We start from the raw sequence: 23,882 nt of genomic DNA on the forward strand, positions 1-23,882 counted from the left end.
ATGGCAATTATTGAATTAAAGAATGTTCAAAAAGTTTATGGTACAGGGGCTGCACAAGTCGTTGCGTTAAAAAACATCAATTTTAAGGCAAACCTAGGTGAAGTGGTATTAATTATGGGCCCGTCAGGAGCTGGTAAAAGCACTTTTTTAACAATTGCCGGCTCTTTGCAAAAACCGACTGCGGGCAAAGTTATTGTTGGTGGTCAGGACATTGCGCATATTTCTACTAGAGAAAGTGACCGTTTACGACTAACGCAACTTGGTTTTGTATTGCAGGCTTATAATTTAGTACCGTTTCTAAAAATTAAAGAGCAATTTGAATTAGTTAATAAGGTAAAAAAAGAGGGCAATATCAGTGCTGCAAAATTGCAAGAATTACTCAAGCAGCTGAAAATTAGTTCTTTAATTAATAAGTATCCTAATGAACTATCGGGTGGGCAACAGCAGCGCGCAGCTATTGCTCGTGCTCTTTATGCTAACCCGCAAATTTTGCTGGCCGATGAGCCTACCGCTTCTCTTGACAGTGAGAATGTGGCTGAAGTAGGTCAATTGTTTAAAAAATTAGCTAAAGATTATCACAAAGCCGTCTTGCTGGTCACACATGATCCGCGACTAGAACAATACGCAGATCACATTTATGAAATGATGGATGGAAAAATCAGGCAAAAGAGTTAATTGTTAATTTTTAAGAATAAAATAACTATTAGCAATGTTTTTTAAAAAAATGTCAAAGTAACTAAATTGTTTTATCAATAGTAATTTTTTGTTTGTAATTTTTTTAACTAGTTCTAATTATTGTTATTAATTGAAACCGCTTATTAAAAGTTAGAAAAATCCTTTATTCTTTTGTGTTAGGAAAAAGTACTTTGTCCTTGACAAAGTACTTTTAAATTTACTATTCTTAATAATAGTAAAAAAGATGTTATTTTTAAGCAAAATAACAGAAGTAATTAAAAATAAAATTATTAATTTTTAAGCTGTTTGAAGAATTGATTGAGAGATGGATTCTACGTTAAACTGACTAAAATATTTTATTTCATGTTTTTATTTGGCAGGATTTTTGTCTATAGCTTAATAGTGTAATACTAAATTTTTGCTAAATAAAGCTTTTTATCTAGAGGTACAATGATGAACGATATTCCCGAAGACAAATCTATTGAATTAACAACTGACTACCAGAACCATAGCATTAATATGGCTTTTTCGGATAATCTAACAGATGATTCTGAACGTGGCTATATACTATCAGCTGCTTTCTTTTCATTTTGTGCAGCTCAAGGCTTAAGTAAAGAAGAATTAAGTGATATGGTTTCAACTTACTATGATGAGTTTTTGAATAATGAGGATTAACTGCTCATTACATTTGTGTGCTTAAATATATTTCACCTGTGGCAATACCAGTTCTAGAAGCTGGTCTAAAAAATACGTTTAAAGTTAATCAAGGAAAAAATCAAAATGGCTAGAAAAAAAGAAATAGGAAAAAGTAAGATCTTAAATATTGCTTATAAAATGGTTGTTAAGGATGGAGTTGAAAGCTTAACGGCCCGCAGCATTGCTAAGGCTGGCCATTTTTCTACTCAGCCTTTGTATCTTGAATTTGATAGTATGGACGATTTACGCCAAGAGGTTTTGCGTAAAATTGCAGACAACTTAAAGAATAAAATTTTACAGAAAAGCTATATTGCTGAACCATTGATTGACATGGATTTATCGTATATTGATTTTGCCCAAGAACAAGAGAACCTCTTTAAAGCAATGTTTGTTGAAGGTAAGTGTGGCAATGAAATAATCGCTGATACTTTAATAGATTTTGGAACTGAGAAATTTAAAGAGCAATATCCGGATAGTAAGTATTCTGCAGAAAAAATCAGAAGTATTATTATTGCTAACTGGATAACTACTTGTGGAATTGCTTCATTAATAGTTAATAAAATTGCGACTTTTTCCCAAACACAAATTATCAACGTTTTAAAGGCACAAATTAATGATGCAATTTTAAACGATTGGCTTAGCAAGAAAAGTAATGTTTCTCTGTTTAAGACAGAAGGAAAATACAGTTAAAGCCCCGAAATAGTTTTTACTACTTACATAGTGTAAGCAAGATAAGCTATACGAAAGTATTAAATTATTAAAGCTATCTGAAATCAGGAACATGTTAAAAAGATACGGATATGCTATAATTAACAGTGAAATTAGTTTCCTGAAAGGTGGTTTTTATGAAAATCCTTGCATTATCTGGCTCAAATGCCAAAAATTCATTTAATGAGGCATTGCTTAAATTTATTTCTAAGCGTTTTGCCGACAGGTATGATTTTAAGCTGACAACAGTTAAAGGGTTGCCAATGTTTAAAGAAGGTGAAGATGCCCCAGAAGCAGTCCAAGCCTTGAGTAAAGAAATTGAAGATGCCGACTTGGTATTAATTGGTTCTCCTGAACAACAACACTCTGTTACCAGTGCTTTAAGTAGCGCGCTTGAGTGGTTATCTTGTGTAACTCACCCATTTAAGGGTAAGCCAGTTGCTATTGTTTCAACTTCACCAATGCCACAAGGTGCTTCTCGTTCACAAAGTCGTTTGAAGAGTCTGTTTTTAGCACCTGGTTTTGGCGCTAAGGTCTTCAATGGTGATGAATTCATGATGGGTGTTGCACCAACTCAATTTGATGATAATGGTGACTTGAAAAATGAAGAAACCGTTAAATTCTTAGATCACTTTTTCGATGAAGTTGATAGTTGGTACGCACAAGTAACTAAATAGGAGGGCTGAGAATGAAAATATTAGCAATTGTTGGTACAAATGCACCTTTTTCATATAATCGCTTTTTAGCACAATTTATTGCCAAGCATTATAGTGATAAAGCAGATATTGAAGTTAAAGAAGTCGACAAATTGACACCTTTCTGCAGAACAGAAATGGCTGATGATACTATCAAGGCTTGGATCGAAGACGTTAAGAGTGCTGATGGTATTGTAATTACTACTCCAGAATATGATCATACAATTCCTGCTGCTTTAAAGAGCAGTCTTGAATGGTTAGGCTCACACGCTGGCCCTAACGTTATGAAAATGAAGCCCGTTGCTATTGCTGGTGCATCATATGGTTCACAAGGTACTGGCCGTGCCCAAGAAGATATGCGTGAAATTTTGCTTTCACCTGATATGAGTGCAAATGTTTTACCAGGCAATGAAGTTTTAATTGGTCAAGCTCCAGATAAATTCAACAAAGAAACTGGTGAATTGACTGATGAAGCAACCATCAAGCAATTAGATGGCATGATGGACAACTTCTTTAAGTTTGTTGAGCAAGCACATAAATAAACTTTTGCTAGATTAACTGGCAGAGAGTAAAATAACCGGATAGGGGGTATCCTATCCGGTTATTTTTTTGAAAGGAAGTTGGCATGACTGAACCTGTCATTTTACCTGTAAAATCTGTTCGTAATCCGCGTGATTTGGGTGGCTATATTGGCTTAAACGGACATCAGATTAAGTTTCATCGCTTACTACGCACTGGTAACATAAGTAAAATAACGCCAGAAGATGAACAGTTTTTACTTAATTATGGTCTGACTAAAATTATTGATTTGCGCTCTCCGGCAGAATGCAAAGCTAATTCTGATAAAAGTATTCAGGGCGTTGCTCATTATGAATTCCCCTTATCGGCTGATGATAATACCGGTGGTAAGGGTTTGGATATGAGCAGGGAATTTGAGCAATACCGCAAGGATCAATATGCCGGCTTTTATATGATGTGTCAAAGATATCATGATCATATCAGTAATCAATTTTCTCAGAATAATATTCATCAAATTGTTAGTTTAATTGCTGCTACAACTGATGGCGCAGTTTTATATCATTGTTCAGAAGGTAAGGATAGAACGGGATTAGTCACAGTAATACTGCTTTACATTTTAGGCGTGGATTTAGAAACAATTCGCCAGGATTACCTTTATTCCAATATAATGCTCAACGATTACCGTAAAGTTCGCGATGCCCGATTTAAAAAAGCCGGTGAAAATGATAAGTTTCGGGCTAACATGCGTATTTTGGGTTCAGTTGCAAATGCATATTTTGATACCAGCCTGATTACCATCAATGAGGATTTTGGTGGAATTGATTCCTATATTGCTAACCAGTTAGGAATTGACCAGCAAATGCAAGAGAAGATAAGAAAGAATTATTTGGAAAATTAGGGATAAAATAATGATTAAAAATTTGGCTATAGAACAAGAAGTAGGACAGCATCATGCCTTGGGTACAGCAATCACTTTACAGGTTTTTGGTGCTCGTGATAAAAGCGTGATTAATGATTCCTTTACTTTGATTGACCATTATGAAGACTTATTGACAGTTAATCGTGATGAATCGGAAGTAATGGATGTTAATCATGCTGCAGGTAAGCACCCCGTTCAAGTTTCAAGCGGTACCTATGATTTAGTTAAATTGGCGGTAGAAAAAAGTCGGGAAAATTTTGGCTTCAATGCTTTGATAGGCCCGGTTGTTAAGTTATGGGCAATTGGTTTTAAAAACGCTCACGTTCCTACTGCTGAGCAAATTAAGGAAAGAATGGCACTGATTGATCCGTTTAAAGTTGACCTAAACGATGCTGATCAAACCATTTTTTTGCAAAAAGAGGGCATGGAATTAGACTTAGGCGGTATTGCTAAAGGCTGGATTGCCGATCGTATCAAAGATTACTGGCGAGCTTACGGAGTTCACGCCGGAATTATTAATCTTGGTGGTAACATTTTACTTGTTGGCGACTCACCTAAAAGGACTAGTGGTCAGTGGTCAGTAGGAGTACAGGATCCCAAAGAGCCTCGTGGCAATAATATTGCTTCGGTGATGGTACCGGAATGTTCTGCAGTTACCAGCGGAACTTACGAACGTTATCTAGAAGTTGACGGTCATAAGTATCACCATTTAATTGATCCGCGAACTGGTTATCCGGTTGAAACTGATTTGGCTGGCGTGACTACTTTTACCAAGTATTCAGTTGAAGCTGAAATCGAATGTAAGAGATTGTTTTTTGCAGGTAAGCCGGTTGCTGGTTGGCATGATGATCCTGACCGCATTGGAGCAGTTTTTGTTTATAACGATGAACACGTTGAGTATGATAACTTTCAAAAGTAATAAAAAAGTGCCTCTAAGGCACTTTTTTAATTACAATTTAAATTTGTAAGGTAAGTATATTATTTTAACGAGAGAGCTTTATGGCAAAATTCTGCTTCAATAGCACTCTTTGGTACCCAGGCAATTGCACCATGATCATAATTCATGTTCTTGCCACCAGTACCCGCTTTATCAAACTTGGAGTAATAAAGGGGATCATAAACCAAGAACTTGTCTTTCTTGTAGCCGGTGATAACTTTGCAGTGATTGCGCTTGTAATCGCCAGCTTTTTGATATGAAGAAAAGCCATAGTATAACACTGGCTTGCCAGCCTGAATATACATTTTAAGATCATCAACAGTTAGTTTTTTACTGGAAATATTAATAATCTTTTTGCCCTTTTTAAAAGTCCGGGCATATTTAGCTAGAGCACCGGGGCTAATTACGTAGCCAAAGCCGACGCCAGTGTAAACATTCCCTTTTTGTCCGCCTTTAACTGGTTGCATTGGTAAATTATTTTGAATTTTTGTAAGCAAGCTAGTGGTGATTTTCTGTCCCTGAGAACCTAACAACATTGCCATTGATGCTCCTGCACAGCCCCACGGGGTTTTAACAGGAACATATTGACTGACATATGGCGTATTCTCAATTGTTTTAGCCTGATTAGGAGTAGCTACGGCTTTTTTATTAATGTAGCCAATTGATTTTTTACCCTTTTTGTTAAGCCAATAGTATGTTTTGCCATTGTGGGTAAATTTTTTATTGACATTAAATGTTTGGTGAAAATAATTCTTGGCTGCCTTCTTCTTGGTAAAATTATCAAGATAAATACCATAATTCTTTTTAACAATTGCTACTTTGAAAGTTTTGACTTTTTTGGCAGTGGCATTAGCAGGCTTTTTATTCTGGGTCGCGGCAGCCGGGACATTGGTTTCGGTCTTACCTGTTTCTTTGTCTGTCTTTTGGTTTTCTTGCGGCTTTTGTGTCTCAGACTCTTTATTTACTTGATTATGGTCCTGCTTTAATTGCTTATTTTGAGATTCCGTTTCTGCGCTAACTGTTTTGGTCAGATTGTTACTGAAAACAGGTGCTGCAAGAATAACAGCTGCAGAAATAGTTGCAATTTTCTTTAAAGTTAATTTACTTTTCAATTTATCCTCCTAATTTTTCTTATTCAAAATACCTTCATAACAAGTTTACTACAACAAATGGCAAATATATGCCAAAAAATTATGTGGATTTCTATTATTAGTAGAAGTGTATATAACATAATTACTCAAATTATTTTAGTTAAAGATCGAAGTAAACTTTTGCTAATTGATAAACAAAAACAGCGTCTAAACTAACAAGTTTAAACGCTGATGACTATTTTATTTTATTTAGGCAGCAGTTCTACTGATACTAAAGATACTGTTGAACAACCCGTTGGATAAGCCAGGTGTGTTATAAATGATGAAACGAATAAATGATGAGTCTAAAGTTTGCTGGATAAACCACGGATTTTGCAAAGCATTAAGCATTGACAAGATAATGTAAACGAAGAAATAACTGGCAAAAAAAGATACGACAGCACCTAAAACACTATCTAGTAAATTGCCAAAGTTAGTTGCATGGGGATTTTTATTAGGTACCCAGCCTTTAAAAATCTTAACAACCATTTTGCCCAAAAAGACAATGATAAAGAATGCCAAAAAACGAAAGAGCATTAAGTTAGTTCCGGGAGTTAAAGTGGTTTGAATATTTTGCCCGGTGATCTGACTGTAAAGCCAATTGCCAACAGGATTTTGAAACAGAATAGCTGTAATGAAGACAATGGCAGCAAATATCAGATTAATAATTAATCTGGTGAAGCCCGTTTGAAATCCTTTGTAGGTTTTTAGTGTCAAATAAGCCAGTACAATTAAAGTAACAATCATATTTATCTCCTTTGACGATATTATAGCTTAATTTATGCGTTTAGACTTTGACGACAGTCGAAAAATATTTCATAATTAAAGGGATGCATTGACTTTACATTAAGCCAATTTTAGCGTTAAATTTAAAGGGTGTGAAACAAGGTTTCACGGGTGAAAAATGAATCCTGAACAGTTCGTCCAAGAATTATCAAAACGTAATTTTAAATTAAATGAAAAACAAATCAACCAATTTAACCAATACTTTACCAGTCTGATTGAGACTAATAAAAAAGTTAATCTTACGCGGATAACAGAAAAAGATGAGGTCTATCTAAAGCATTTTTGGGATAGTATCACACCTCTTTTCACATTTGGTTCAGTATTAAAAGGGGCTGATACTTTATGTGATGTTGGTGCCGGTGCCGGTTTTCCTTCTATTCCTTTAAAGATTATGCTGCCTGAATTAAAGGTTACAATCGTCGATTCTTTGGGCAAACGGTTGAATTTTTTACAGGGCTTAATCACCCAGTTAAATTTAGAAAATGTTACCTTGGTTCATGGCCGTGCCGAAGACGTGGGGCAAAATAAACAGTATCGTGAACAATTTGATGTTGTGACTGCCCGTGCTGTTGCTAACATGGCCGTTTTAAGTGAGTATTGTTTGCCGTTAATTAAAGAAAGTGGCAATTTCATTGCTCTCAAGGGACCAAAAGCTGAAGACGAACTGAAATCAGCTCAGAAAGCCTTAAAAGTTTTAGGTGGTAAGGTCATTGCAGTTAAAGAATTACAATTACCTCGAAGTACCGAAGAGCGCACTTTGATTCTGATAGAAAAAGTGCAGGCTACGCCTAAGAAGTATCCGCGGCAGGCGGGAACTCCGCACCGCAAACCAATTCATTAAACAGGGGGACTCAAAATGTCATTATTTTCTTCTTTACGTCATCATGAAGAAATACCTAAAAATAAACAGATTCAGGATATTGAGCTAAGTAAAATAAAACCCAATTCTTTTCAGCCGCGGCACCAGTTTTCTGAAGAATCAATTCATGAGTTGGCTTCAACCCTTGATAAAGACGGGTTACTGCAACCAATTGTTGTACGTGAAAAAGAGGGCAATTATGAAATTATTGCTGGTGAACGCAGACTGCGAGCTGCAAAGCAGCTCGCTTGGACAAAAATACCGGCAATAGTTAATAACATGGATGATAGCCAGGCTGCATCATTGGCTTTAATTGAAAACCTGCAAAGGGAAGATTTAAATCCGATTGATGAAGCACAGGCTTATAGTAATCTTATGAAACTAAATAGCCTGACGCAAACTACCTTGGCCCAAAATATTGGCAAGTCACAATCTTATGTTGCTAACAAGTTGCGCCTGTTAAAGTTAACACCGAAGGTACAAAGTTATTTGGCCAGTGGTGAAATTTCGCCACGTCATGGTCGCTGCTTGGTGGGACTGAGTGAGAAAGATCAGGGCCGTGTCTTAGATGAAATACTTGCAAATAACCTGAATGTTAGCGACACCGAAAAAATCGTTAAAAATGTTGACCAGTATTTTGCAGGCAAAAAAGTTAAGGATAAAGAAAAAGAGCAGGCAGAACAAACAAGACGAGCAGCCAATCGTATCCCTAAAGATTTGAAAGTACAAATTAATACAATTAAAAAGGCAATTAAACTTGCTCAACAGTCTGGCATCAAGGTTAAGTTCAAAGAAAACAATGATCCTGATGATTATATGATTACGATTGAATTGAAAAGAAAGTAGGAAGGCATGGAAAATATGGTGAGTGTAATTTCAGTTGCTAACCAAAAAGGTGGCGTCGGTAAAACGACAACAACTATAAATTTAGCGGCTTCGATTGCGGAACGCGGTTATCAAGTCTTAATTGTCGATATTGATCCGCAGGGTAATGCGACCTCTGGCCTGGGGATTGAAAAATCTGCTATTGATCAAGATATTTACAGCGTTTTGATTAATGATGTTCCCCTTAAAGATACGATTTTCCATACTTCAACTAAGCGGCTGGATTTAGTTCCGGCGACTATCAATTTGTCTGGAGCCGAAACAGAACTAATCAGTATGATGGCCAGAGAAACACGCTTGAAGTCAGCTTTAGATTCAATTAGTGGTAATTATGATTTTATTTTTATTGATTGTCCGCCTTCATTAGGCCAATTATCTATCAATGCTTTTACGGCATCTGATTCAATTTTAATTCCCGTTCAAAGTGAGTACTATGCTATGGAAGGGCTTAGTCAGCTGCTTAATACCATCCGTTTGGTGCAAAAACACTTTAATAAAGATTTAGGTGTTGAGGGCGTTTTGCTGACCATGCTGGATGCGCGGACTAATTTAGGTGCAGAAGTAGTAAAAGAAGTACGTTCTTATTTTTCTGATAAGGTTTATAAAACTATTATTCCGAGAATTACTAAGCTGGCTGAAGCACCTAGTTATGGAGAAGCAATTACTGAATATGCTCCTAATTCACGTGGTGCTGAAGTTTATGATGATTTAGCTAAGGAGGTGTTAAAGAATCATGGTAAGAAACTCAAGAAATAAAGATACTAAAAAACATGGCGGTCTAGGCCGGGGAATTGAGGCCCTGTTTGAAGACGAGCCGCAAATTGAAGATAATGAAGAAGAAATTCAGGATTTAAATTTAAGCGATATCAGACCTAATCCTTATCAACCACGTAAAAACTTTGATGACAAGTCTCTTAAAGAATTGGCTGATTCGATTAAAGAAAATGGTGTTTTTCAGCCAATTATTGTGCGTAAGTCGGTGAAAGGCTATGAAATTATTGCTGGTGAGCGCAGATTTCGTGCTTCAAAACTAGCAAAAAAGACTACTATACCTGCCATTGTCCGTGACTTTAGCGAAAGCCAGATGATGGAAGTTGCCGTTTTAGAGAATCTGCAACGTGAGGACTTAACGCCTCTTGAAGAAGCTCAGGCATACGAAATGTTGCAAAAAAACCTGGGCTTGACCCAAGAAGAAGTTTCAAAAAGAATGGGTAAATCCCGTCCTTATATTGCTAACTATTTGCGTCTTCTGACACTTCCTAATAAAACTAAGCACTTGTTACAGCACGGTGAACTGTCAATGGGACAAGCCAGAACGCTTTTAGGCTTAAAGAATAAGGACAAAATTGATGAAGTAGCTAAGCAGGTGGTTAAGGAAGGGATGCCAGTACGCAAAGTTGAGGCACTGGTAGCCAATCTTAATTCTAAAAAGCCGCGCAAAAAGACAGTGCACAAATCGCCCTTTATTCGTGCTACTGAACATCAATTAGCTGATAAGCTGGGTTCAACTGTCAATATTTCCGCCAGCAAAAAAGGTAGCGGCCATTTGTCGATTGGCTTCTCTTCAACAGAAGAGTTGAATAGAATACTCGATGTGCTGGGAGTCGACCTTGATGAATAAAGAAATTGCTTATGGTTTGGCAGATACGGTATTGATGAAAAAGCCACATGCTTGTAAAACTAATGACTGGGAAGTTCTGCGTTTAGGGGCTGATATCAGGTTAAAGTGCATGGGGTGTGGCCATATCGTAATGATGCCGCGTTCAAAATTCGCGCATAATTTTAAAAAAGTTTTAACTAAGGCTAATGATCCGGTTAATATTAAAAATACGCTTTATGTGCCTAAAAAAGAGATAGCACGGCCGGATATTAATCAAGAAAATAACTGATTTTGTCAAAGAAAGAGGATAAAAATGTCATTAACTGCTGGGATTGTTGGATTGCCAAACGTGGGCAAGTCAACTTTGTTTAACGCAATTACTAAAGCGGGTGCGGAAATGGCCAACTACCCGTTTGCAACGATTGAGCCTAATGTCGGAATGGTTGAAGTTCCGGACAAGAGACTGGCTCGAATACAGGAACTGATTCCGGCTAAGAAAATTGTTCATACTACTTTTGAGTTTACCGATATTGCCGGACTAGTTAAAGGCGCTTCAAAAGGTGAAGGTCTGGGTAATAAATTCTTGGAAAATATTAGGCAAACGGATGCTATTATCCATGTTGTTAGGGCCTTTGAAGATGATAATATTACTTCTGTTACTGGTAAAGTAGATCCGGAAGAAGATATCAACACTATCAACTTGGAATTGGCAATTGCAGATCTTGACGCCGTCAACCGCCGTATTAATAAGGTAAAAAAGATTGCCCAGCAAAATGACAAAGAGGCTAAAGCAGAGTTCAATGTTTTACAAAAAATCAAGCCGGTTTTAGAAGAAGGCAAGGCTGTCCGTTCAATCAGTTTTAATGACGATGAGCAAAAAATTGTCAAGGGCTTGTTCTTGCTGACTGATAAACCCGTTATCTATGTAGCGAACATCGCTGAAAGTTCAATGGCCGACCCAGAAAAAGACCAGTACTATCAAGTGGTTAAAAAACATGCAGAAAGTGAAAATGCGGAATGTTTAGGTATATCTGCTGCAACCGAAGAAGAAATTGCCGGCTTGGATGACGATGAAAAAGCTGAGTTCCTAGAAGCAGAGGGCGTAACAGAGTCAGGTCTTGATCGTTTAATCCGTGCAGCCTACCACATTTTAGGCTTAAGGACTTTCTTTACGGCTGGTGGTCCTGAAACACGGGCATGGACTTTTCATAAGGGAATGAAGGCTCCGCAAGTTGCAGGCGTTATTCACTCTGATTTTGAGCGGGGATTTATTCGTGCTGAAGTAGTTTCATTTACTGATCTTGATCAGTATGAAACCATGCAAAAGGTTAAAGAAGCGGGGAAGCTACGTCTTGAAGGTAAAGATTATGAAGTTCAAGATGGCGACATTATTGAATTTAGATTTAACGTTTAGGAAAAAATAATGGCAGAAAAGAAAACTGAAGAACAAGCTAAGATTGATACTAATAAGCAGGAAAAGTTAAAAGAAAAGGTAATTAATCAGAATAAGGATGATGAAGTCAAGCAAATGCAGCCTGCTGAATTGCGTAAGCAGCTCAGTAATAAGAACTCTGACTATGTTTTTCGTTTGCAAAAAGAACTGGAAACACAGGGTAAAATGAGTCATGAAGATGCACAAAAAAGAGTGGATGAGCTTTTAAATGACTTGGTAATTGCACAACGTCATGGTCAACCAGCCAGCACGTATTATAATATGTCGCCTAAACTTAAGGCTGCTGACATGTTAAAGCCCAAAAAGAAAAAAGCCTCAGATATTCCATTTTGGCAATACGCTACGGATAATGCCTTGTTTTATGTTGCTATTTTCTTTGGTCTTTTTGGCTTAATCGGCTTGTTCCAAAAGAATGACAAATATAATTCACAGATGGGTGTATTAACATTATTGATTGTTGGTGCTTCACTAGGTGTTTTCATGACCAAATATAATGACTGGGTTTTACCTAATGGCAGTAAAAATCGTAAAATTCCGTGGTCAAAATTAATCTGGGGTTTTGTTTTACTGATGGGAATGCTCTTTATCTGCTTTGGCGTATTAGGTCTTCCTGCATTACAAGTGATCAACCCGGCTTTGCCAGGAGTATATAACTTAATTATTGCAGCGGTAGCGTATGGCATTCGCTGGTTGTTCCGCCGGCATTATGAAATTATTGGTTCGGCCTTTTCACCAGCTGATAAGAGCAAATAGGTGCTTTTTGTCAAGAAAAGCGCTATACTTAGATAACTATATGTTTTAAAGGATAAATAGATTTATTATGAATCTATTTATCCTTTTTAAACTGAAAACACGTAAAAAAGAAAGCATTAATAAATTAGAAAGAGGTATTTAATGATTAACACGCTGCGTAAGTCAATCAGGCAGTATAAAAAACTGTCGTTGCTGTCACCATTATTTGTTACTGGTGAAGTTATCATTGAAATGTTAATACCGTATTTAGTTGGTATATTAATAGACAATGGCATTATGAAGGGAAATATGTCATATATCACTAAAACTGGTGTTATTTTACTGGTGTTAACAGTTGTTTCACTTGTTTTAGGTTCTGGTGCCAGTTATGCCTCTGCTCACGCTGCTTCTGGTTTTGCAGCTAACTTGCGTAAAGATATGTTCTATCATGTGCAAGATTATTCATTTGAAAATATTGACAGGTTTTCCAGTGCGAGTCTAGTTACGAGAATGACTACTGACGTTAATAACATTCAGATGTCTTATCAAATGCTGATTAGAATAGCAGTTCGGGCACCAATGATGTTGTTAGTTTCAATTATTATGTCAATAATAGTTAGTCCACAGTTGTCACTTGTTTTTGTCGTGATTGCACCGATTTTCGTAATCCTTTTAGGCTTAGTAATTAAAAGTGCCAGCAAGTATTTTCCTAAAATTTTCCGCGGTTATGACCGCATGAACCAGGTTGTCCGGGAAAATGTTCGTGGTATTCGCGAAGTCAAAACCTATGTGCAAGAAGAAGCGCAAACTGTTAAGTTTAAAAAATCAGCTGGTTTTATTTATAGACTTTTTGCTACAGCTCAGAAGATCATGTCACTTAACTCCATGATTGTCATGGCTGTTTTGAATATTTCTAATTTAGCTATTTGCTGGTTTGGTGCTAAGGAAATAGTGGGTGGCAGTTTACAGACTGGTCAATTAATTTCAATGTTCTCATATTCCAACTCTGTCTTGGGTAGCTTGAACATGCTGGCTATGATCATTACTCAACTGGTAGTTTCAGGAGCTAGTGGTCACAGGGTTGCTGCGGTTATTAATGAAAAGCCTTCAATTGAAAATCCACGTAAGCCGTTAAAGCATGTGAATAATGGAGAAGTGATTTTTGATCATGTCAACTTTAAGTATGACCCAGATGATAAGGAACTGGCTTTAAGTGATATTAACTTAAATATCAGGCCGGGTGAAACAATAGGAATAATTGGTCGTACGGGGTCATCAAAATCTACATTAGTTTCTATGATTCCGCGGCTTTACGATACCGATTCCGGAGCGGTGCGTGTATCGGGACATAACGTTAAGTCCTATGACTTAAAGACGTTGCGTGATAATGTTGCCATGGTTTTACAAAATAATGTCCTATTTTCAGGCACTATAAAGGAAAACCTTAAATGGGGCAATGAAAATGCAACAGATGAAGAAATTATCGCTGCCTCAAAAATTGCTCACGCTGATGACTTTATTCGTGAAATGCCAGATCAATATGACACTATGGTTGAGCAGGGCGGTAATAATGTTTCTGGTGGCCAAAAGCAAAGGATCACTATTGCAAGGGCATTGCTCAAAAAGCCGAAAATCTTGATACTTGATGACTCTACTTCAGCAGTAGATACACAGACTGAGCGTCAAATTCGGGAAGCCTTGGCAAAGGATATGCCCGATACTACCAAAATTATTATTTCTCAAAGAATTGTGTCAATTAAAGATGCAGACAGGATAATTGTAATGGATGAAGGCAAGATTCAGGATATCGGGACACATGAAGAGCTATTGCAACGTAATGATTTATACAGCTCAATTGCTAAGTTTCAAGAAGAACAGAAGAAGTAGGTGATTAATTTGGATAAAGCAGTAGAAAATAAAAATAGCCAAAATACTGGTAAACGTTCCACAATTTTATGGCGTCTGCTTAAATTAGTTGCCAGTACAAGTCCTTGGATGCTGATTGCTTCAACAATTGCAATAATTTTAACAGCTGCAGCAAACGTTTTAGGTTCACTATTTATTGAACGTTTGATTAATGTTTACATTATTCCCTTAACTAAAGAAGCCCAGCCAAATTTTGGTCCGCTTTTACATGCAATTGCAGTTATGTTTGGTTGCTATGCTATCGGATTTATTTCTAATTATCTTTTTGCTGTGTTGATGGCAGTTTTGGCCCAGAAAGTACAATATAGAGTGCGGCTTGAAATGTTTGAGCACATGGAAAAGTTGCCAATTTCCTATTTTGATGAAAATGATTATGGCGACATCATGAGTTGCTATACTAATGATATTGATACCTTGCAGCAAATGATTTCGCAGTCTATTCCGCAGTTTATGAATTCTGCGTTGAACCTCATTTTTGTTTTGGGTGCCATGCTGGCTTTAAGTTGGCAATTAACTATCTTTACCTTGATTGTTTTTGCACTCTCTATTATAATCGTCCGTTTTTTAACCGTTCGCTCCGCTCATTATTTTCAATTGCAACAAAAAGAATTGGGTCAAGTTAATGGTTACAATGAAGAAATGCTTAATGGCCTTAAGGTAATAAAAGTCTTTAGCCATGAGCCTGAAGTTGAAGAAGACTTTGATGCTTATAATGAATCTTTAAAAGTAGCCTCTGGTAAAGCTCATACGTATGCCACAATTTTGTTCCCTATTATGGGTAACATGGGCAATTTGCTATACGTCTTAATTGCTATTTTAGGTGGAGCAGTTGCTATTAACCGTATTGCCCCACTTTCATTAGGTGTCATTGGTGCTTTCTTGCAATTATCTAAGCAATTTGCAATGCCAATAGCCCAGATTTCACAACAATTAAATTCTATTGTAATGGCTTTAGCGGGCGCAGAAAGAATCTTTAAGTTAGAGGATCAACCCGTTGAAATTGATAATGGTGACGTCACTATTACCAAGGATGAAAATGTTAAGGGTACTTGGCATTGGAACGTACCGCAAAAAGATGGCTCTATCAAGAAAGTCACAGTTAAAGGACATATTGTCTTCGATCATGTTAATTTTGGCTATACGCCCAATAAACAAATTTTGTACGACATTTCTATTGATGCTAAACCAGGCATGAAAGTAGCCTTAGTTGGTGAAACCGGTGCTGGTAAAACGACGATTTCTAATATGATTAATCGCTTTTATGAAATTAATTCTGGTACGATTACTTATGATGGTATTCCCATTAGCAGAATTAAGAAGGATGATTTGCGTCAGTCTCTGTCGATTGTTTTGCAAGACACTCATATGTTCACCGGTACTGTGATGGACAATATTCGTTTTGGTAATACCGATGCCAGTGATGATGATGTATATCAGGCAGCACACTTATCTCACGCTGATGAATTTATTCACCATTTAGATGAAGGTTATAAAACAATCATTGACGGCAATGGCGGAGACTTATCTCAAGGACAAATGCAGCTGCTTAGTATTGCACGAGCAATGATAGCAGATGAACCTGTGATGATTTTGGATGAAGCCACTTCAAGCATTGATACCCAAACGGAAAAACTGGTACAAGCTGGTATGGATAACTTGCTTGCTGGTCGTACTAGCTTTGTCATAGCTCACCGCTTGTCTACGATTGTTAATTCAGACCTAATTCTGGTGCTTGATCATGGCCATATTATAGAGGCCGGCAATCATGAACAACTTCTAAAGAAGAAGGGTTATTACTACGAGTTATATACTGGTAAAAAAGAAATAGAATAGATGTACTTAAAATATTCCTGGTCCTATAGACTGGGAATTTTTTTGTCTTGAATAATAGTGTAAGCAATAATTACTTTTTAATCATTAGTTTGTGTTATGGTAAAATAAATGAATTTTATTAGGTTTAACACTATTAATATAATTTGGCTATAATTCAAATTTTAAAAGATAATAAAGGAATTAAGCGATGAATCAAATTATCCAGATTTTAAGCCAGCGCAAAGGCGATTTAGGAGTTGCTTTATTGCAGCATCTGCAAATATCGTTAGTTTCGTTGTTGATTGCAATGGTGATTGCCATGCCTTTGGCCCTTTGGACAGTAAAACACACTAAAATAGCAGAGGTATTATTGCAAGTTGCCAGCATTTTACAGACCATTCCGTCACTAGCACTGCTAGGTTTATTAATTCCACTCGTTGGGATTGGAACAGTGCCTGCTGTGATTGCTTTAGTGGTATATGCACTATTACCGATTTTTCAGAACACATACTTGGGATTAACTGAAATTGATCCAGCACTAGAAGAAGCTGCTGACGCATTTGGCATGTCACGCATGCAAAAATTACTTAAGGTGGAATTACCTTTAGCTATGCCGACAATCATTTCGGGTATTAGAACGGCCTTAGTTTTAATTATTGGTACTGCCACCATGGCAGCTTTAATTGGTGCTGGTGGCCTGGGCAGTTTTATTTTATTGGGAATTGACCGCAACAATACCGGACTAATTGTAATTGGCGCTGTTTGTTCTGGCGTTTTGGCGATTACGTTAAGCGCGCTCATTAAGTGGCTGGAACATGCCTCAGTTAAAACAGCTTTGGGAATATTAGGAGTTAGTGTCATCTTCTTAGCAGGAAGTGGAATTTATCAAGCTTTTGCCGGTCAGAAAGAAACAGTTACAATTGCCGGTAAGTTAGGTTCTGAACCAGAAATTTTGATCAACATGTATAAAGAGTTAATTGAACAAGACGATCCACACGTTCAAGTGACCTTGAAACCTAATTTTGGTAAAACTACCTTTTTATATACCGCTTTGAAAAACAATAAAATAGATATTTATCCAGAATTTACGGGAACTGTTTTGGAAACCTTTGCGAAGTCTCCGGTTAAAACGGCTGGTTTGTCTGAAAAAGAAACCTATGAAAAAGCAAAAGAATTAATGAATAAACAGGATAAGCTTACTTTGCTTAAGCCTATGGCGTACGATAATACATATGCCCTAGCAGTTAAAACTTCATTTAAAAAGAAAAATCGTTTAAGAAAAATCAGTGATTTGGCTAATATCACCAATCAGCTAAAAGGAGGAATGACATTAGAATTTATTGATCGTGGTGATGGGTTCAAGGGTATTAAGAAATTATACAAGATTGATTTCCCTGTTAAGTCAATGGAACCGGCTTTGCGTTACCAGGCAATTAATCAGAATAAAGTTAACATCGTTGATGCCTATTCAACTGATAGTGAATTGCGCCAATATCATTTGACTATTTTAAAAGATGATAAGCATAATTTTCCTATTTATCAAGGCGCTCCCTTGATGACCAATGATTTTGCCCACAAGCATCCGCAAATTGTTCGCAGCTTGAATAAGCTGGCTGGCAAGATTTCCGAAAAGCAGATGCAGGAAATGAACTATGAAGTTAATGTTAAAAATATGGATCCTGGACAAGTCGCACGTCACTTTTTATTAAAACAGCATTTGCTTAAGGAGAAGTAAGATGACTTCAGCAATTAAATTTGAGCATGTAAATAAGACCTTTGCTAAAAAAGTAGTAGTTAACGATCTTAATTTGGATATTCAGCAAGGCGAACTTTTCGTTTTGGTAGGAAACTCAGGCAGTGGAAAAACTACCTCGATTAAAATGATTAACCGTTTGGCAGATCCTAGTGCTGGACAGATTTTAGTCAATGAGCGGCCTACGACTGATTATAACGTTCAGAAATTGCGCTGGAAAATTGGTTATGTTCTGCAACAAATTGCTCTTTTTCCTAACATGACTGTCGCTAAAAATATTACTTTGATTCCGGAAATTCAAGGTGCTAAGGCTGATCTTACGGCAATGGCCGCAAATTTATTGGAAAAAGTGGGACTAAATCCCCAAGAGTATGCTCACCGTTATCCTCATGAACTGTCTGGTGGTGAACAACAAAGAATTGGCATTTTACGCGCGATTGCGTCAAAGCCTCCGATTGTTTTAATGGATGAACCCTTTAGCGCCCTGGATCCACTTTCCCGTGCAAATTTACAAGAACTAGTTATTAATTTGCACAAGCAGCTGCATAATACAATTTTATTTGTGACGCATGATATGAATGAAGCCCTGCACTTAGCTGACAGGATTGGCGTTATGAAGGATGGCAAATTATTACAGGTCGATCAGCCACAAGAAATCTTACGCCATCCGGCAAACAATTTTGTCAGGGACTTTTTTAAAGGCAGCTTAGGGAACAATTTATATGAAACACCATTAAAGCAAGCAGCCTTATTTAATGAATTTAAGCAAACTAGTTCTAATTCGCTAGCAGCAATGCCTGTAATTAATATTAATGAGAAAATTGCTGTTTTGCTGGAATTATTGAGCCATCAAAATGAAGCTGCCGTACAAAATAATAATGGAACATATTTAGGCTTCATTGATCGCCAGTGGCTGATTAAATATTTGAACAATATTAATAGTTTAAAATAGGAAATAAGCTGGGAACTGTCCAGCTTTTTTAATAAAACGATAAAATTATGCTTGAATATTAGTAGTTTATTACAAAATTGACTAAAATATTAGACATAGATTCTGCTAAACTATATTTAGTGGAATAATGAAATAAACCGAAAATAATCAATAGATAAAAGAAGGGAAATTAGCCCTATGAAAATTTTAGTTGTTGACGATGATAAAGAAATCGTCGAGCTGTTAAGTATTTATCTTAAAAATGAAGGTTACACTCCAGTTGTTGCCTATAGCGGCAAAGAAGCAATTACCAAATTAACTACGACGCCAGATATTGCATTAATGATCTTGGACATCATGATGCCTAATATGAGCGGAATTGATGTTATCAAGGAAGTACGCAAAGATTCTGATATCCCAATTATTATCGTATCAGCCAAGACTGGTGATATGGATAAAATTCAAGGCTTGATTACTGGAGCAGATGACTATGTTTCTAAGCCATTTAATCCTTTAGAAGTAATGGCACGAGTTCGTTCACTTTTGCGTCGTAGTCAAAAGCAGGTTAAGGATGATGAACCAGATATTTTAGAAGTGGGACCACTGATTATTAACCGTGATTCACATGAAGTTAAGACAATTGATGGTAAAGACATTCAGTTGACTGCCTTAGAATTTGGCATTTTATACTTGCTGGCCAGTCACCCTAACCGGGTATTTTCAGCGGATGAAATTTTTGAACGGGTTTGGCAGCAGGAATCCATAGTTTCTGCTAAAACCGTTATGGTGCACGTTTCACACCTGCGTGACAAAATTCAATCGGCAACGGGTGGTGAAGATGTTATTCAGACCGTCTGGGGAGTAGGCTATAAAGTTGAGGCTTAACTAGATGAAAAAGGAAAGGGTCAAGCTGACAGCCGCGGAAAAAAGTGAGCTGTTTGCTGAAGGCGTTATAACGGTAGTTTTAGAGCTACTATTGAACCTGTCAGTGATTATTTTGATCAACTTGACAATTTTACAAGATAAAAACCTGGTTAACGGGATTTATTTTCTAAAAAAGACCATTACTTTTGCTGGCGGGCGCCACTTATGGTCCTGGCAGAATACCTTTATTATTTTCATGGGTATTGGTGATTTAATCGTTCTGTACTGGCGCTTAATTCGGCGCTATCATCAAATGCAGTTAAGACATGTTATTTCTGAACTGCATTATATTGCTAAGGGACATTTTGACCATACAATTTCTTTTAAAGTCAAAACTGATTTGCAAAAAGTAATTGATTCAATTAATTCGTTAGTAGACAGTACAGTAAATGCGATTAATGAAGAAAAAGCGATTGAAAAGTCAAAGGACGAACTGATTAGCAATGTTTCTCATGATATCAGAACGCCCTTAACTTCTATCATCGGCTATTTGGGTTTACTGAAATCGGGGGTGTCAAATCCAGCAGATCAACAAAGATACCTTAATATTGCATATATGAAGGCTGAACAGATGAAATCGCTCGCTCATGATTTGCTTGAGTATACCACGTTAAAATCAACTAGTACCAAATTAAATTTGTCTTCTTTACATATTTTTTCTATGTTAGAGCAAGTTGCCGCGGGCTTTGAATTCGAAGGTCAGGAAAAAGGGATAGTATTTAATATAGAAGCAAGACCTAAAAATTTAACTATTCAAGCTGATGCGGAAAAGTTGGTACGTGTTTATAATAATCTCATCACTAATGCGCTAAAGTACGGTACAGGTGCAACACAAATTAACTTAATTGCTAATTTAGTTAATAACAATGAAGTTGAGTTACGGGTAGAAAACAATGGTGCTCAAATTCCCGAAGATTCGTTGAAAAAAATATTTGAACGTTTTTACAGAGTCGAAGGCTCTCGTAATACCCAAACGGGTGGCACCGGGCTAGGTCTATCAATTACCAAAAGTATTGTTGATCTTCATCAGGGCAAAATCCGCTGTGAATCTGACAAAGATTGGACCCGTTTCATTATTTGCCTGCCTTTAAACTTAAAGAGTGAAAAAACTCCAGCATAGCTGTGGTATAATTTTGACTGAGATAATAAATAGAGGAGTATAGCATGAGTATTTCTTTAAATACCTGTATTTTAATTTTAAAAGAACACCATCTGCTTAAATCGAGTGCTGTCCAAGATACTATATCTTCTAAGATGGAATATGTGTCGTATGACTCGCGTGACGTTCATACCAATACATTATTCTTCTGTAAAGGTGCTGGTTTTCGTCCCACTTATTTGTCAATGGCAAAGGCGAATGGTGCTAATTGTTATGTAGCAGAGCAACCCTATCCGGAAGGTAAGGGAATGCATGCACTGATTGTGCGCAATGTTTCCAAAGCGATGGCGTTATTGTCTGCGGCATTTTTCCGTTTCCCGCAAGACGATTTATATTTAATAGCTATTACTGGTACTAAAGGTAAGACTACAACGGCCTACTTTTTAAAAGGGATGTTAGATCAAGTTAACGGCGGTAAAACGGCGTTAATTTCATCAGTCAATACAGTTGTGGGACCTAAAAAAGATGATACTTTTAAGTCAAGCTTGACAACGCCTGAATCACTTGATTTGTTCCGTGATATGCGAATAGCTGTAGACAACGGAATGACGCATATGGTTATGGAAGTTTCCAGCCAGGCTTATAAAAAAAACAGGGTATTTGGTCTGACCTATGACCTGGGCTTTTTCTTAAATATTACACCTGATCATATTGGACCCAATGAGCATCCCAATTTCGCTGATTATTTACATTGTAAGTTGCAGCTGCTGGTTAATGCCCGTAAATGTATTATTAACGCTCAGACTGATCATTTTCCTGAAGTTTATGCTGCGGCCATGACTACTACAGATCCAGACAGTATTTACTTATTTGCTGACGAAAAATTTACTAATCCGGATCTGAAGCAGACCATCGATTTTCGTTTTTCGACCCAAGAGCTTGATATGTCACGGACCCGGTTCCAGGTATTGTGTGTTAGCGACAAAGCCAAGCAGCTTAAAATAGCTGGCGATTACCAGTTAAAGATGTTAGGTGATTTTAACGAATCTAACGGTACTGCCGCAGTAATTGGTGCAGGACTGGCCGGGATGAATTATGACGATGCTGCTAAAGGTATCAGTCAAGTTACCGTCCCTGGAAGAATGCAAACAGAAGTTACCAAGAAGCACGGAGTAGTGGTTGTGGACTTCGCACATAATGAAGCCTCAATGATGGCTCTTATGGGCTTTATGCAACGCGAATTTAATAATCCCAAAATTATTGTCGTTGTGGGGGCACCTGGTGACAAAGGAGTTTCTCGTCGTCCCGGTTTTAGTAACAGTCTAAATGCCTACGCTGCTAAAGCCTTTCTGACAACAGATGATCCTGGCTTTGAAGATCCCAAGGATATAGCACAGGAAATTGATGCAGGGATCGATCATTCTAAAGTTGATGTCACAATAGAACTAGACCGTAAGAAGGCCATCCATGATGCAATCAGTATGTCCAAGCAGGGTGATGTTGTTCTGATCTGTGGTAAAGGTGAAGATAGTTATCAAAAGATCCGGGGAGTAGATACTCCTTATCCGTCTGATATTACAGTTGCACAACAGGTAATTGATGAACTTGAAGGGCAAAAAGAACATTTTAACGGTTAGAAAAGCAGGTATTAATGAAACATTTTTTTAGTATTATTGGCGGTATGGGTACGATTGCAACGGAAAGCTATGTCCGCATGATTAATCACCGTCTAAAGATTACCAAAGATCAGGACTATCTGAATTATATTTTGGTTAATGATGCCCAAATTCCTGACCGCACGGCTTATATCAAAGACCATAGCCAACCTAATTTTTTCAATGCTTTGCGTGATGATGTGCTCCAGCAAGCAATGTTAAAGCCCGATTTTTTCGTGATGCCATGTAATACTGCACATTATTTTTATGATGACTTGGCTAAACTAACTGATATTCCTTTTTTACATATGATGCGTATTGCTGTTCATAAATTTGCAAGTGACTTTCCGCAGGAAAAAAAGATTGGCTTGATTGCTACGGAAGGTTCGATTTATGATCATTTGTACGAAGACGAAATTGAACAAGTTGGCCGTGAGGTAGAATTGGGTGGTCCTGAGATTCAACCGCTGGTTACTGAGCTGATTTATTCCAGCATTAAAGAAAAAGGCGTAGTTGATGGTGAACTTTATCACCGCATATTACGCACCATGCATGATCAGTATGGCTGTAATGTAATTTTACTTGGTTGTACTGAATTATCTTTAGCTCAGGAAAAGGCGCCAGAGCATCCGTATAATGTTATTGATCCGCAAGTTATTATTGCTGATGTGGCAATTGAATTAGAACTAAAAATTCGTGCAGGAATGGATCCTAAGACTGCTATAGAGAAATATATGTATTAAATAAAGCGTAAGGTTTAATGCAAATTAAATAGACTAGTAATCAATTTGATTATTAGTCTATTTATTTTTCCAAAAAGTATTGACAATGTTGCCACTTGGTAGTAGTGTATTAGAAAAGTAATACAGTTAAAAATGGGAGGGTTAAAATGTTATATCTTTTATATATATTTATTGGCATACTGATAATTCTGACTACTAATTTAGCTGTGACAGCAATTTTAAGCATTAGAGACGCCTATCGCAATCATCTTAAAGATCATTTGTCATTTGGCACTGCCTTTAAGAAATATTTTGGTAAAAATAATAATATCCCTCTCCATTTGTCTGATTGGGGACTATAAGGAATTATTTTATTTAAGTTTGTGCTTATCGTATATATATAATTTTATAAAACAATAAATTGCTATTGCCGATATAGGATATCTATATTATACTGGAATAAGTT

At 37.0% G+C, this 23,882-nt stretch carries 25 protein-coding genes; 23 read left to right on the forward strand and 2 right to left on the reverse strand.

The features are described from left to right. The 7 genes from LDX54_RS01350 (at window position 1) to LDX54_RS01380 (ending at window position 5,131) form a co-directional block, all read left to right on the forward strand. On the forward strand, window positions 1-675 hold the full coding sequence (locus tag LDX54_RS01350) for an ABC transporter ATP-binding protein (RefSeq protein ID WP_122037226.1): 675 nt from the start codon (window positions 1-3) through the stop codon (window positions 673-675). A 453-nt stretch (window positions 676-1,128) separates the two neighbouring features. Then, window positions 1,129-1,350: a hypothetical protein gene (locus LDX54_RS01355; RefSeq protein ID WP_046324227.1), complete on the forward strand. Its 222-nt coding sequence runs from the start codon at window positions 1,129-1,131 to the stop codon at window positions 1,348-1,350. Between the two features lie 105 nt (window positions 1,351-1,455). Next, window positions 1,456-2,061: a TetR/AcrR family transcriptional regulator gene (locus LDX54_RS01360; protein ID WP_265667094.1), complete on the forward strand. Its 606-nt coding sequence runs from the start codon at window positions 1,456-1,458 to the stop codon at window positions 2,059-2,061. Between the two features lie 155 nt (window positions 2,062-2,216). Next, window positions 2,217-2,756, forward strand: a complete 540-nt coding sequence (locus LDX54_RS01365) for an NAD(P)H-dependent oxidoreductase (protein WP_110445539.1) — start codon at window positions 2,217-2,219, stop codon at window positions 2,754-2,756. An 11-nt stretch (window positions 2,757-2,767) separates the two neighbouring features. Then, window positions 2,768-3,316 (forward strand): NADPH-dependent FMN reductase, encoded by a 549-nt coding sequence (locus LDX54_RS01370; RefSeq protein ID WP_046324230.1) that lies wholly within the window; start codon window positions 2,768-2,770, stop codon window positions 3,314-3,316. Window positions 3,317-3,399: 83 nt separating this feature from the next. Continuing rightward, the gene (locus LDX54_RS01375; RefSeq protein WP_110445540.1) at window positions 3,400-4,191 is read left to right on the forward strand and encodes a tyrosine-protein phosphatase; all 792 of its coding nucleotides are present in this window, start codon (window positions 3,400-3,402) and stop codon (window positions 4,189-4,191) included. Window positions 4,192-4,201: 10 nt separating this feature from the next. Further along, on the forward strand, window positions 4,202-5,131 hold the full coding sequence (locus tag LDX54_RS01380) for an FAD:protein FMN transferase (protein ID WP_174794857.1): 930 nt from the start codon (window positions 4,202-4,204) through the stop codon (window positions 5,129-5,131). Between the two features lie 59 nt (window positions 5,132-5,190). Here the strand turns inward: LDX54_RS01380 and LDX54_RS01385 are convergent, their stop codons facing one another. Together LDX54_RS01385 and LDX54_RS01390 are read right to left on the reverse strand one after the other, a co-directional pair. Continuing rightward, a complete protein-coding gene (locus LDX54_RS01385; RefSeq protein WP_265667093.1) occupies window positions 5,191-6,261 on the reverse strand; it encodes a C39 family peptidase in 1,071 nt (356 codons plus the stop codon). 228 nt (window positions 6,262-6,489) lie between these two features. Then, window positions 6,490-7,026: a CvpA family protein gene (locus tag LDX54_RS01390; protein WP_046324233.1), complete on the reverse strand. Its 537-nt coding sequence runs from the start codon at window positions 7,024-7,026 to the stop codon at window positions 6,490-6,492. Between the two features lie 157 nt (window positions 7,027-7,183). Between LDX54_RS01390 and rsmG the strand changes: the two genes are divergently transcribed. The 16 genes from rsmG to LDX54_RS01470 all read left to right on the forward strand — a co-directional run bounded on the left by rsmG (window position 7,184) and on the right by LDX54_RS01470 (window position 23,778). Then, complete coding sequence (gene rsmG / locus LDX54_RS01395) at window positions 7,184-7,906, forward strand: 16S rRNA (guanine(527)-N(7))-methyltransferase RsmG (protein WP_110445544.1); 723 nt, start codon at window positions 7,184-7,186, stop codon at window positions 7,904-7,906. Window positions 7,907-7,921: 15 nt separating this feature from the next. Further along, on the forward strand, window positions 7,922-8,770 hold the full coding sequence (noc, locus tag LDX54_RS01400; protein WP_122025610.1) for a nucleoid occlusion protein: 849 nt from the start codon (window positions 7,922-7,924) through the stop codon (window positions 8,768-8,770). 15 nt (window positions 8,771-8,785) lie between these two features. Then, window positions 8,786-9,565 (forward strand): AAA family ATPase, encoded by a 780-nt coding sequence (locus LDX54_RS01405; RefSeq protein ID WP_122037228.1) that lies wholly within the window; start codon window positions 8,786-8,788, stop codon window positions 9,563-9,565. Further along, on the forward strand, window positions 9,543-10,430 hold the full coding sequence (locus LDX54_RS01410) for a ParB/RepB/Spo0J family partition protein (RefSeq protein WP_122037229.1): 888 nt from the start codon (window positions 9,543-9,545) through the stop codon (window positions 10,428-10,430). The genes LDX54_RS01405 and LDX54_RS01410 overlap by 23 nt, the downstream gene beginning before the upstream one ends. Continuing rightward, complete coding sequence (locus tag LDX54_RS01415) at window positions 10,423-10,698, forward strand: DUF951 domain-containing protein (RefSeq protein WP_174794860.1); 276 nt, start codon at window positions 10,423-10,425, stop codon at window positions 10,696-10,698. Before LDX54_RS01410 ends, LDX54_RS01415 begins: the two co-directional genes overlap by 8 nt. Window positions 10,699-10,722: 24 nt before the next feature. After that, complete coding sequence (ychF, locus tag LDX54_RS01420; RefSeq protein WP_174794861.1) at window positions 10,723-11,823, forward strand: redox-regulated ATPase YchF; 1,101 nt, start codon at window positions 10,723-10,725, stop codon at window positions 11,821-11,823. A 9-nt stretch (window positions 11,824-11,832) separates the two neighbouring features. Next, a complete protein-coding gene (locus LDX54_RS01425; protein ID WP_110445548.1) occupies window positions 11,833-12,615 on the forward strand; it encodes a DUF1129 family protein in 783 nt (260 codons plus the stop codon). 141 nt (window positions 12,616-12,756) lie between these two features. Then, a complete protein-coding gene (locus LDX54_RS01430; protein ID WP_174794862.1) occupies window positions 12,757-14,481 on the forward strand; it encodes an ABC transporter ATP-binding protein in 1,725 nt (574 codons plus the stop codon). Window positions 14,482-14,490: 9 nt separating this feature from the next. Continuing rightward, window positions 14,491-16,353: an ABC transporter ATP-binding protein gene (locus LDX54_RS01435; protein WP_265667092.1), complete on the forward strand. Its 1,863-nt coding sequence runs from the start codon at window positions 14,491-14,493 to the stop codon at window positions 16,351-16,353. A 187-nt stretch (window positions 16,354-16,540) separates the two neighbouring features. Beyond that, window positions 16,541-18,067: an ABC transporter permease/substrate-binding protein gene (locus LDX54_RS01440; protein ID WP_265667091.1), complete on the forward strand. Its 1,527-nt coding sequence runs from the start codon at window positions 16,541-16,543 to the stop codon at window positions 18,065-18,067. A 1-nt stretch (window position 18,068) separates the two neighbouring features. After that, on the forward strand, window positions 18,069-19,037 hold the full coding sequence (locus LDX54_RS01445) for an ABC transporter ATP-binding protein (RefSeq protein WP_265667090.1): 969 nt from the start codon (window positions 18,069-18,071) through the stop codon (window positions 19,035-19,037). 177 nt (window positions 19,038-19,214) lie between these two features. Then, window positions 19,215-19,901 (forward strand): response regulator transcription factor, encoded by a 687-nt coding sequence (locus tag LDX54_RS01450; RefSeq protein ID WP_046324244.1) that lies wholly within the window; start codon window positions 19,215-19,217, stop codon window positions 19,899-19,901. Between the two features lie 4 nt (window positions 19,902-19,905). Next, on the forward strand, window positions 19,906-21,060 hold the full coding sequence (locus LDX54_RS01455; RefSeq protein ID WP_046324245.1) for a HAMP domain-containing sensor histidine kinase: 1,155 nt from the start codon (window positions 19,906-19,908) through the stop codon (window positions 21,058-21,060). A gap of 44 nt (window positions 21,061-21,104) precedes the next feature. Further along, the gene (locus LDX54_RS01460; RefSeq protein WP_265667089.1) at window positions 21,105-22,676 is read left to right on the forward strand and encodes a UDP-N-acetylmuramoyl-L-alanyl-D-glutamate--2,6-diaminopimelate ligase; all 1,572 of its coding nucleotides are present in this window, start codon (window positions 21,105-21,107) and stop codon (window positions 22,674-22,676) included. Between the two features lie 14 nt (window positions 22,677-22,690). After that, window positions 22,691-23,437 carry an amino acid racemase gene (locus LDX54_RS01465; RefSeq protein WP_122037235.1) on the forward strand — a complete coding sequence of 249 codons (747 nt, stop codon included), beginning with the start codon at window positions 22,691-22,693 and terminating at the stop codon, window positions 23,435-23,437. Window positions 23,438-23,583: 146 nt separating this feature from the next. Then, the gene (locus LDX54_RS01470) at window positions 23,584-23,778 is read left to right on the forward strand and encodes a hypothetical protein (RefSeq protein ID WP_265667088.1); all 195 of its coding nucleotides are present in this window, start codon (window positions 23,584-23,586) and stop codon (window positions 23,776-23,778) included. Window positions 23,779-23,882: the final 104 nt, after the last annotated feature.

Source organism: Lactobacillus sp. IBH004 (assembly GCF_026185255.2).
GTDB lineage: Bacteria > Bacillota > Bacilli > Lactobacillales > Lactobacillaceae > Lactobacillus > Lactobacillus melliventris.

Bases quoted from the DNA above. Each gene is read 5' to 3' on its own strand.
- LDX54_RS01350 (WP_122037226.1), top strand. From the start codon at position 1: ATGGCAATTATTGAATTAAAGAATGTTCAAAAAGTTTATGGTACAGGG.
- LDX54_RS01355 (WP_046324227.1), top strand. From the start codon at position 1,129: ATGAACGATATTCCCGAAGACAAATCTATTGAATTAACAACTGACTAC.
- LDX54_RS01360 (WP_265667094.1), top strand. From the start codon at position 1,456: ATGGCTAGAAAAAAAGAAATAGGAAAAAGTAAGATCTTAAATATTGCT.
- LDX54_RS01365 (WP_110445539.1), top strand. From the start codon at position 2,217: ATGAAAATCCTTGCATTATCTGGCTCAAATGCCAAAAATTCATTTAAT.
- LDX54_RS01370 (WP_046324230.1), top strand. From the start codon at position 2,768: ATGAAAATATTAGCAATTGTTGGTACAAATGCACCTTTTTCATATAAT.
- LDX54_RS01375 (WP_110445540.1), top strand. From the start codon at position 3,400: ATGACTGAACCTGTCATTTTACCTGTAAAATCTGTTCGTAATCCGCGT.
- LDX54_RS01380 (WP_174794857.1), top strand. From the start codon at position 4,202: ATGATTAAAAATTTGGCTATAGAACAAGAAGTAGGACAGCATCATGCC.
- LDX54_RS01390 (WP_046324233.1), bottom strand. From the start codon at position 7,026: ATGATTGTTACTTTAATTGTACTGGCTTATTTGACACTAAAAACCTAC.
- rsmG (WP_110445544.1), top strand. From the start codon at position 7,184: ATGAATCCTGAACAGTTCGTCCAAGAATTATCAAAACGTAATTTTAAA.
- noc (WP_122025610.1), top strand. From the start codon at position 7,922: ATGTCATTATTTTCTTCTTTACGTCATCATGAAGAAATACCTAAAAAT.
- LDX54_RS01405 (WP_122037228.1), top strand. From the start codon at position 8,786: ATGGTGAGTGTAATTTCAGTTGCTAACCAAAAAGGTGGCGTCGGTAAA.
- LDX54_RS01410 (WP_122037229.1), top strand. From the start codon at position 9,543: ATGGTAAGAAACTCAAGAAATAAAGATACTAAAAAACATGGCGGTCTA.
- LDX54_RS01415 (WP_174794860.1), top strand. From the start codon at position 10,423: ATGAATAAAGAAATTGCTTATGGTTTGGCAGATACGGTATTGATGAAA.
- ychF (WP_174794861.1), top strand. From the start codon at position 10,723: ATGTCATTAACTGCTGGGATTGTTGGATTGCCAAACGTGGGCAAGTCA.
- LDX54_RS01425 (WP_110445548.1), top strand. From the start codon at position 11,833: ATGGCAGAAAAGAAAACTGAAGAACAAGCTAAGATTGATACTAATAAG.
- LDX54_RS01430 (WP_174794862.1), top strand. From the start codon at position 12,757: ATGATTAACACGCTGCGTAAGTCAATCAGGCAGTATAAAAAACTGTCG.
- LDX54_RS01440 (WP_265667091.1), top strand. From the start codon at position 16,541: ATGAATCAAATTATCCAGATTTTAAGCCAGCGCAAAGGCGATTTAGGA.
- LDX54_RS01445 (WP_265667090.1), top strand. From the start codon at position 18,069: ATGACTTCAGCAATTAAATTTGAGCATGTAAATAAGACCTTTGCTAAA.
- LDX54_RS01450 (WP_046324244.1), top strand. From the start codon at position 19,215: ATGAAAATTTTAGTTGTTGACGATGATAAAGAAATCGTCGAGCTGTTA.
- LDX54_RS01455 (WP_046324245.1), top strand. From the start codon at position 19,906: ATGAAAAAGGAAAGGGTCAAGCTGACAGCCGCGGAAAAAAGTGAGCTG.
- LDX54_RS01460 (WP_265667089.1), top strand. From the start codon at position 21,105: ATGAGTATTTCTTTAAATACCTGTATTTTAATTTTAAAAGAACACCAT.
- LDX54_RS01465 (WP_122037235.1), top strand. From the start codon at position 22,691: ATGAAACATTTTTTTAGTATTATTGGCGGTATGGGTACGATTGCAACG.
- LDX54_RS01470 (WP_265667088.1), top strand. From the start codon at position 23,584: ATGTTATATCTTTTATATATATTTATTGGCATACTGATAATTCTGACT.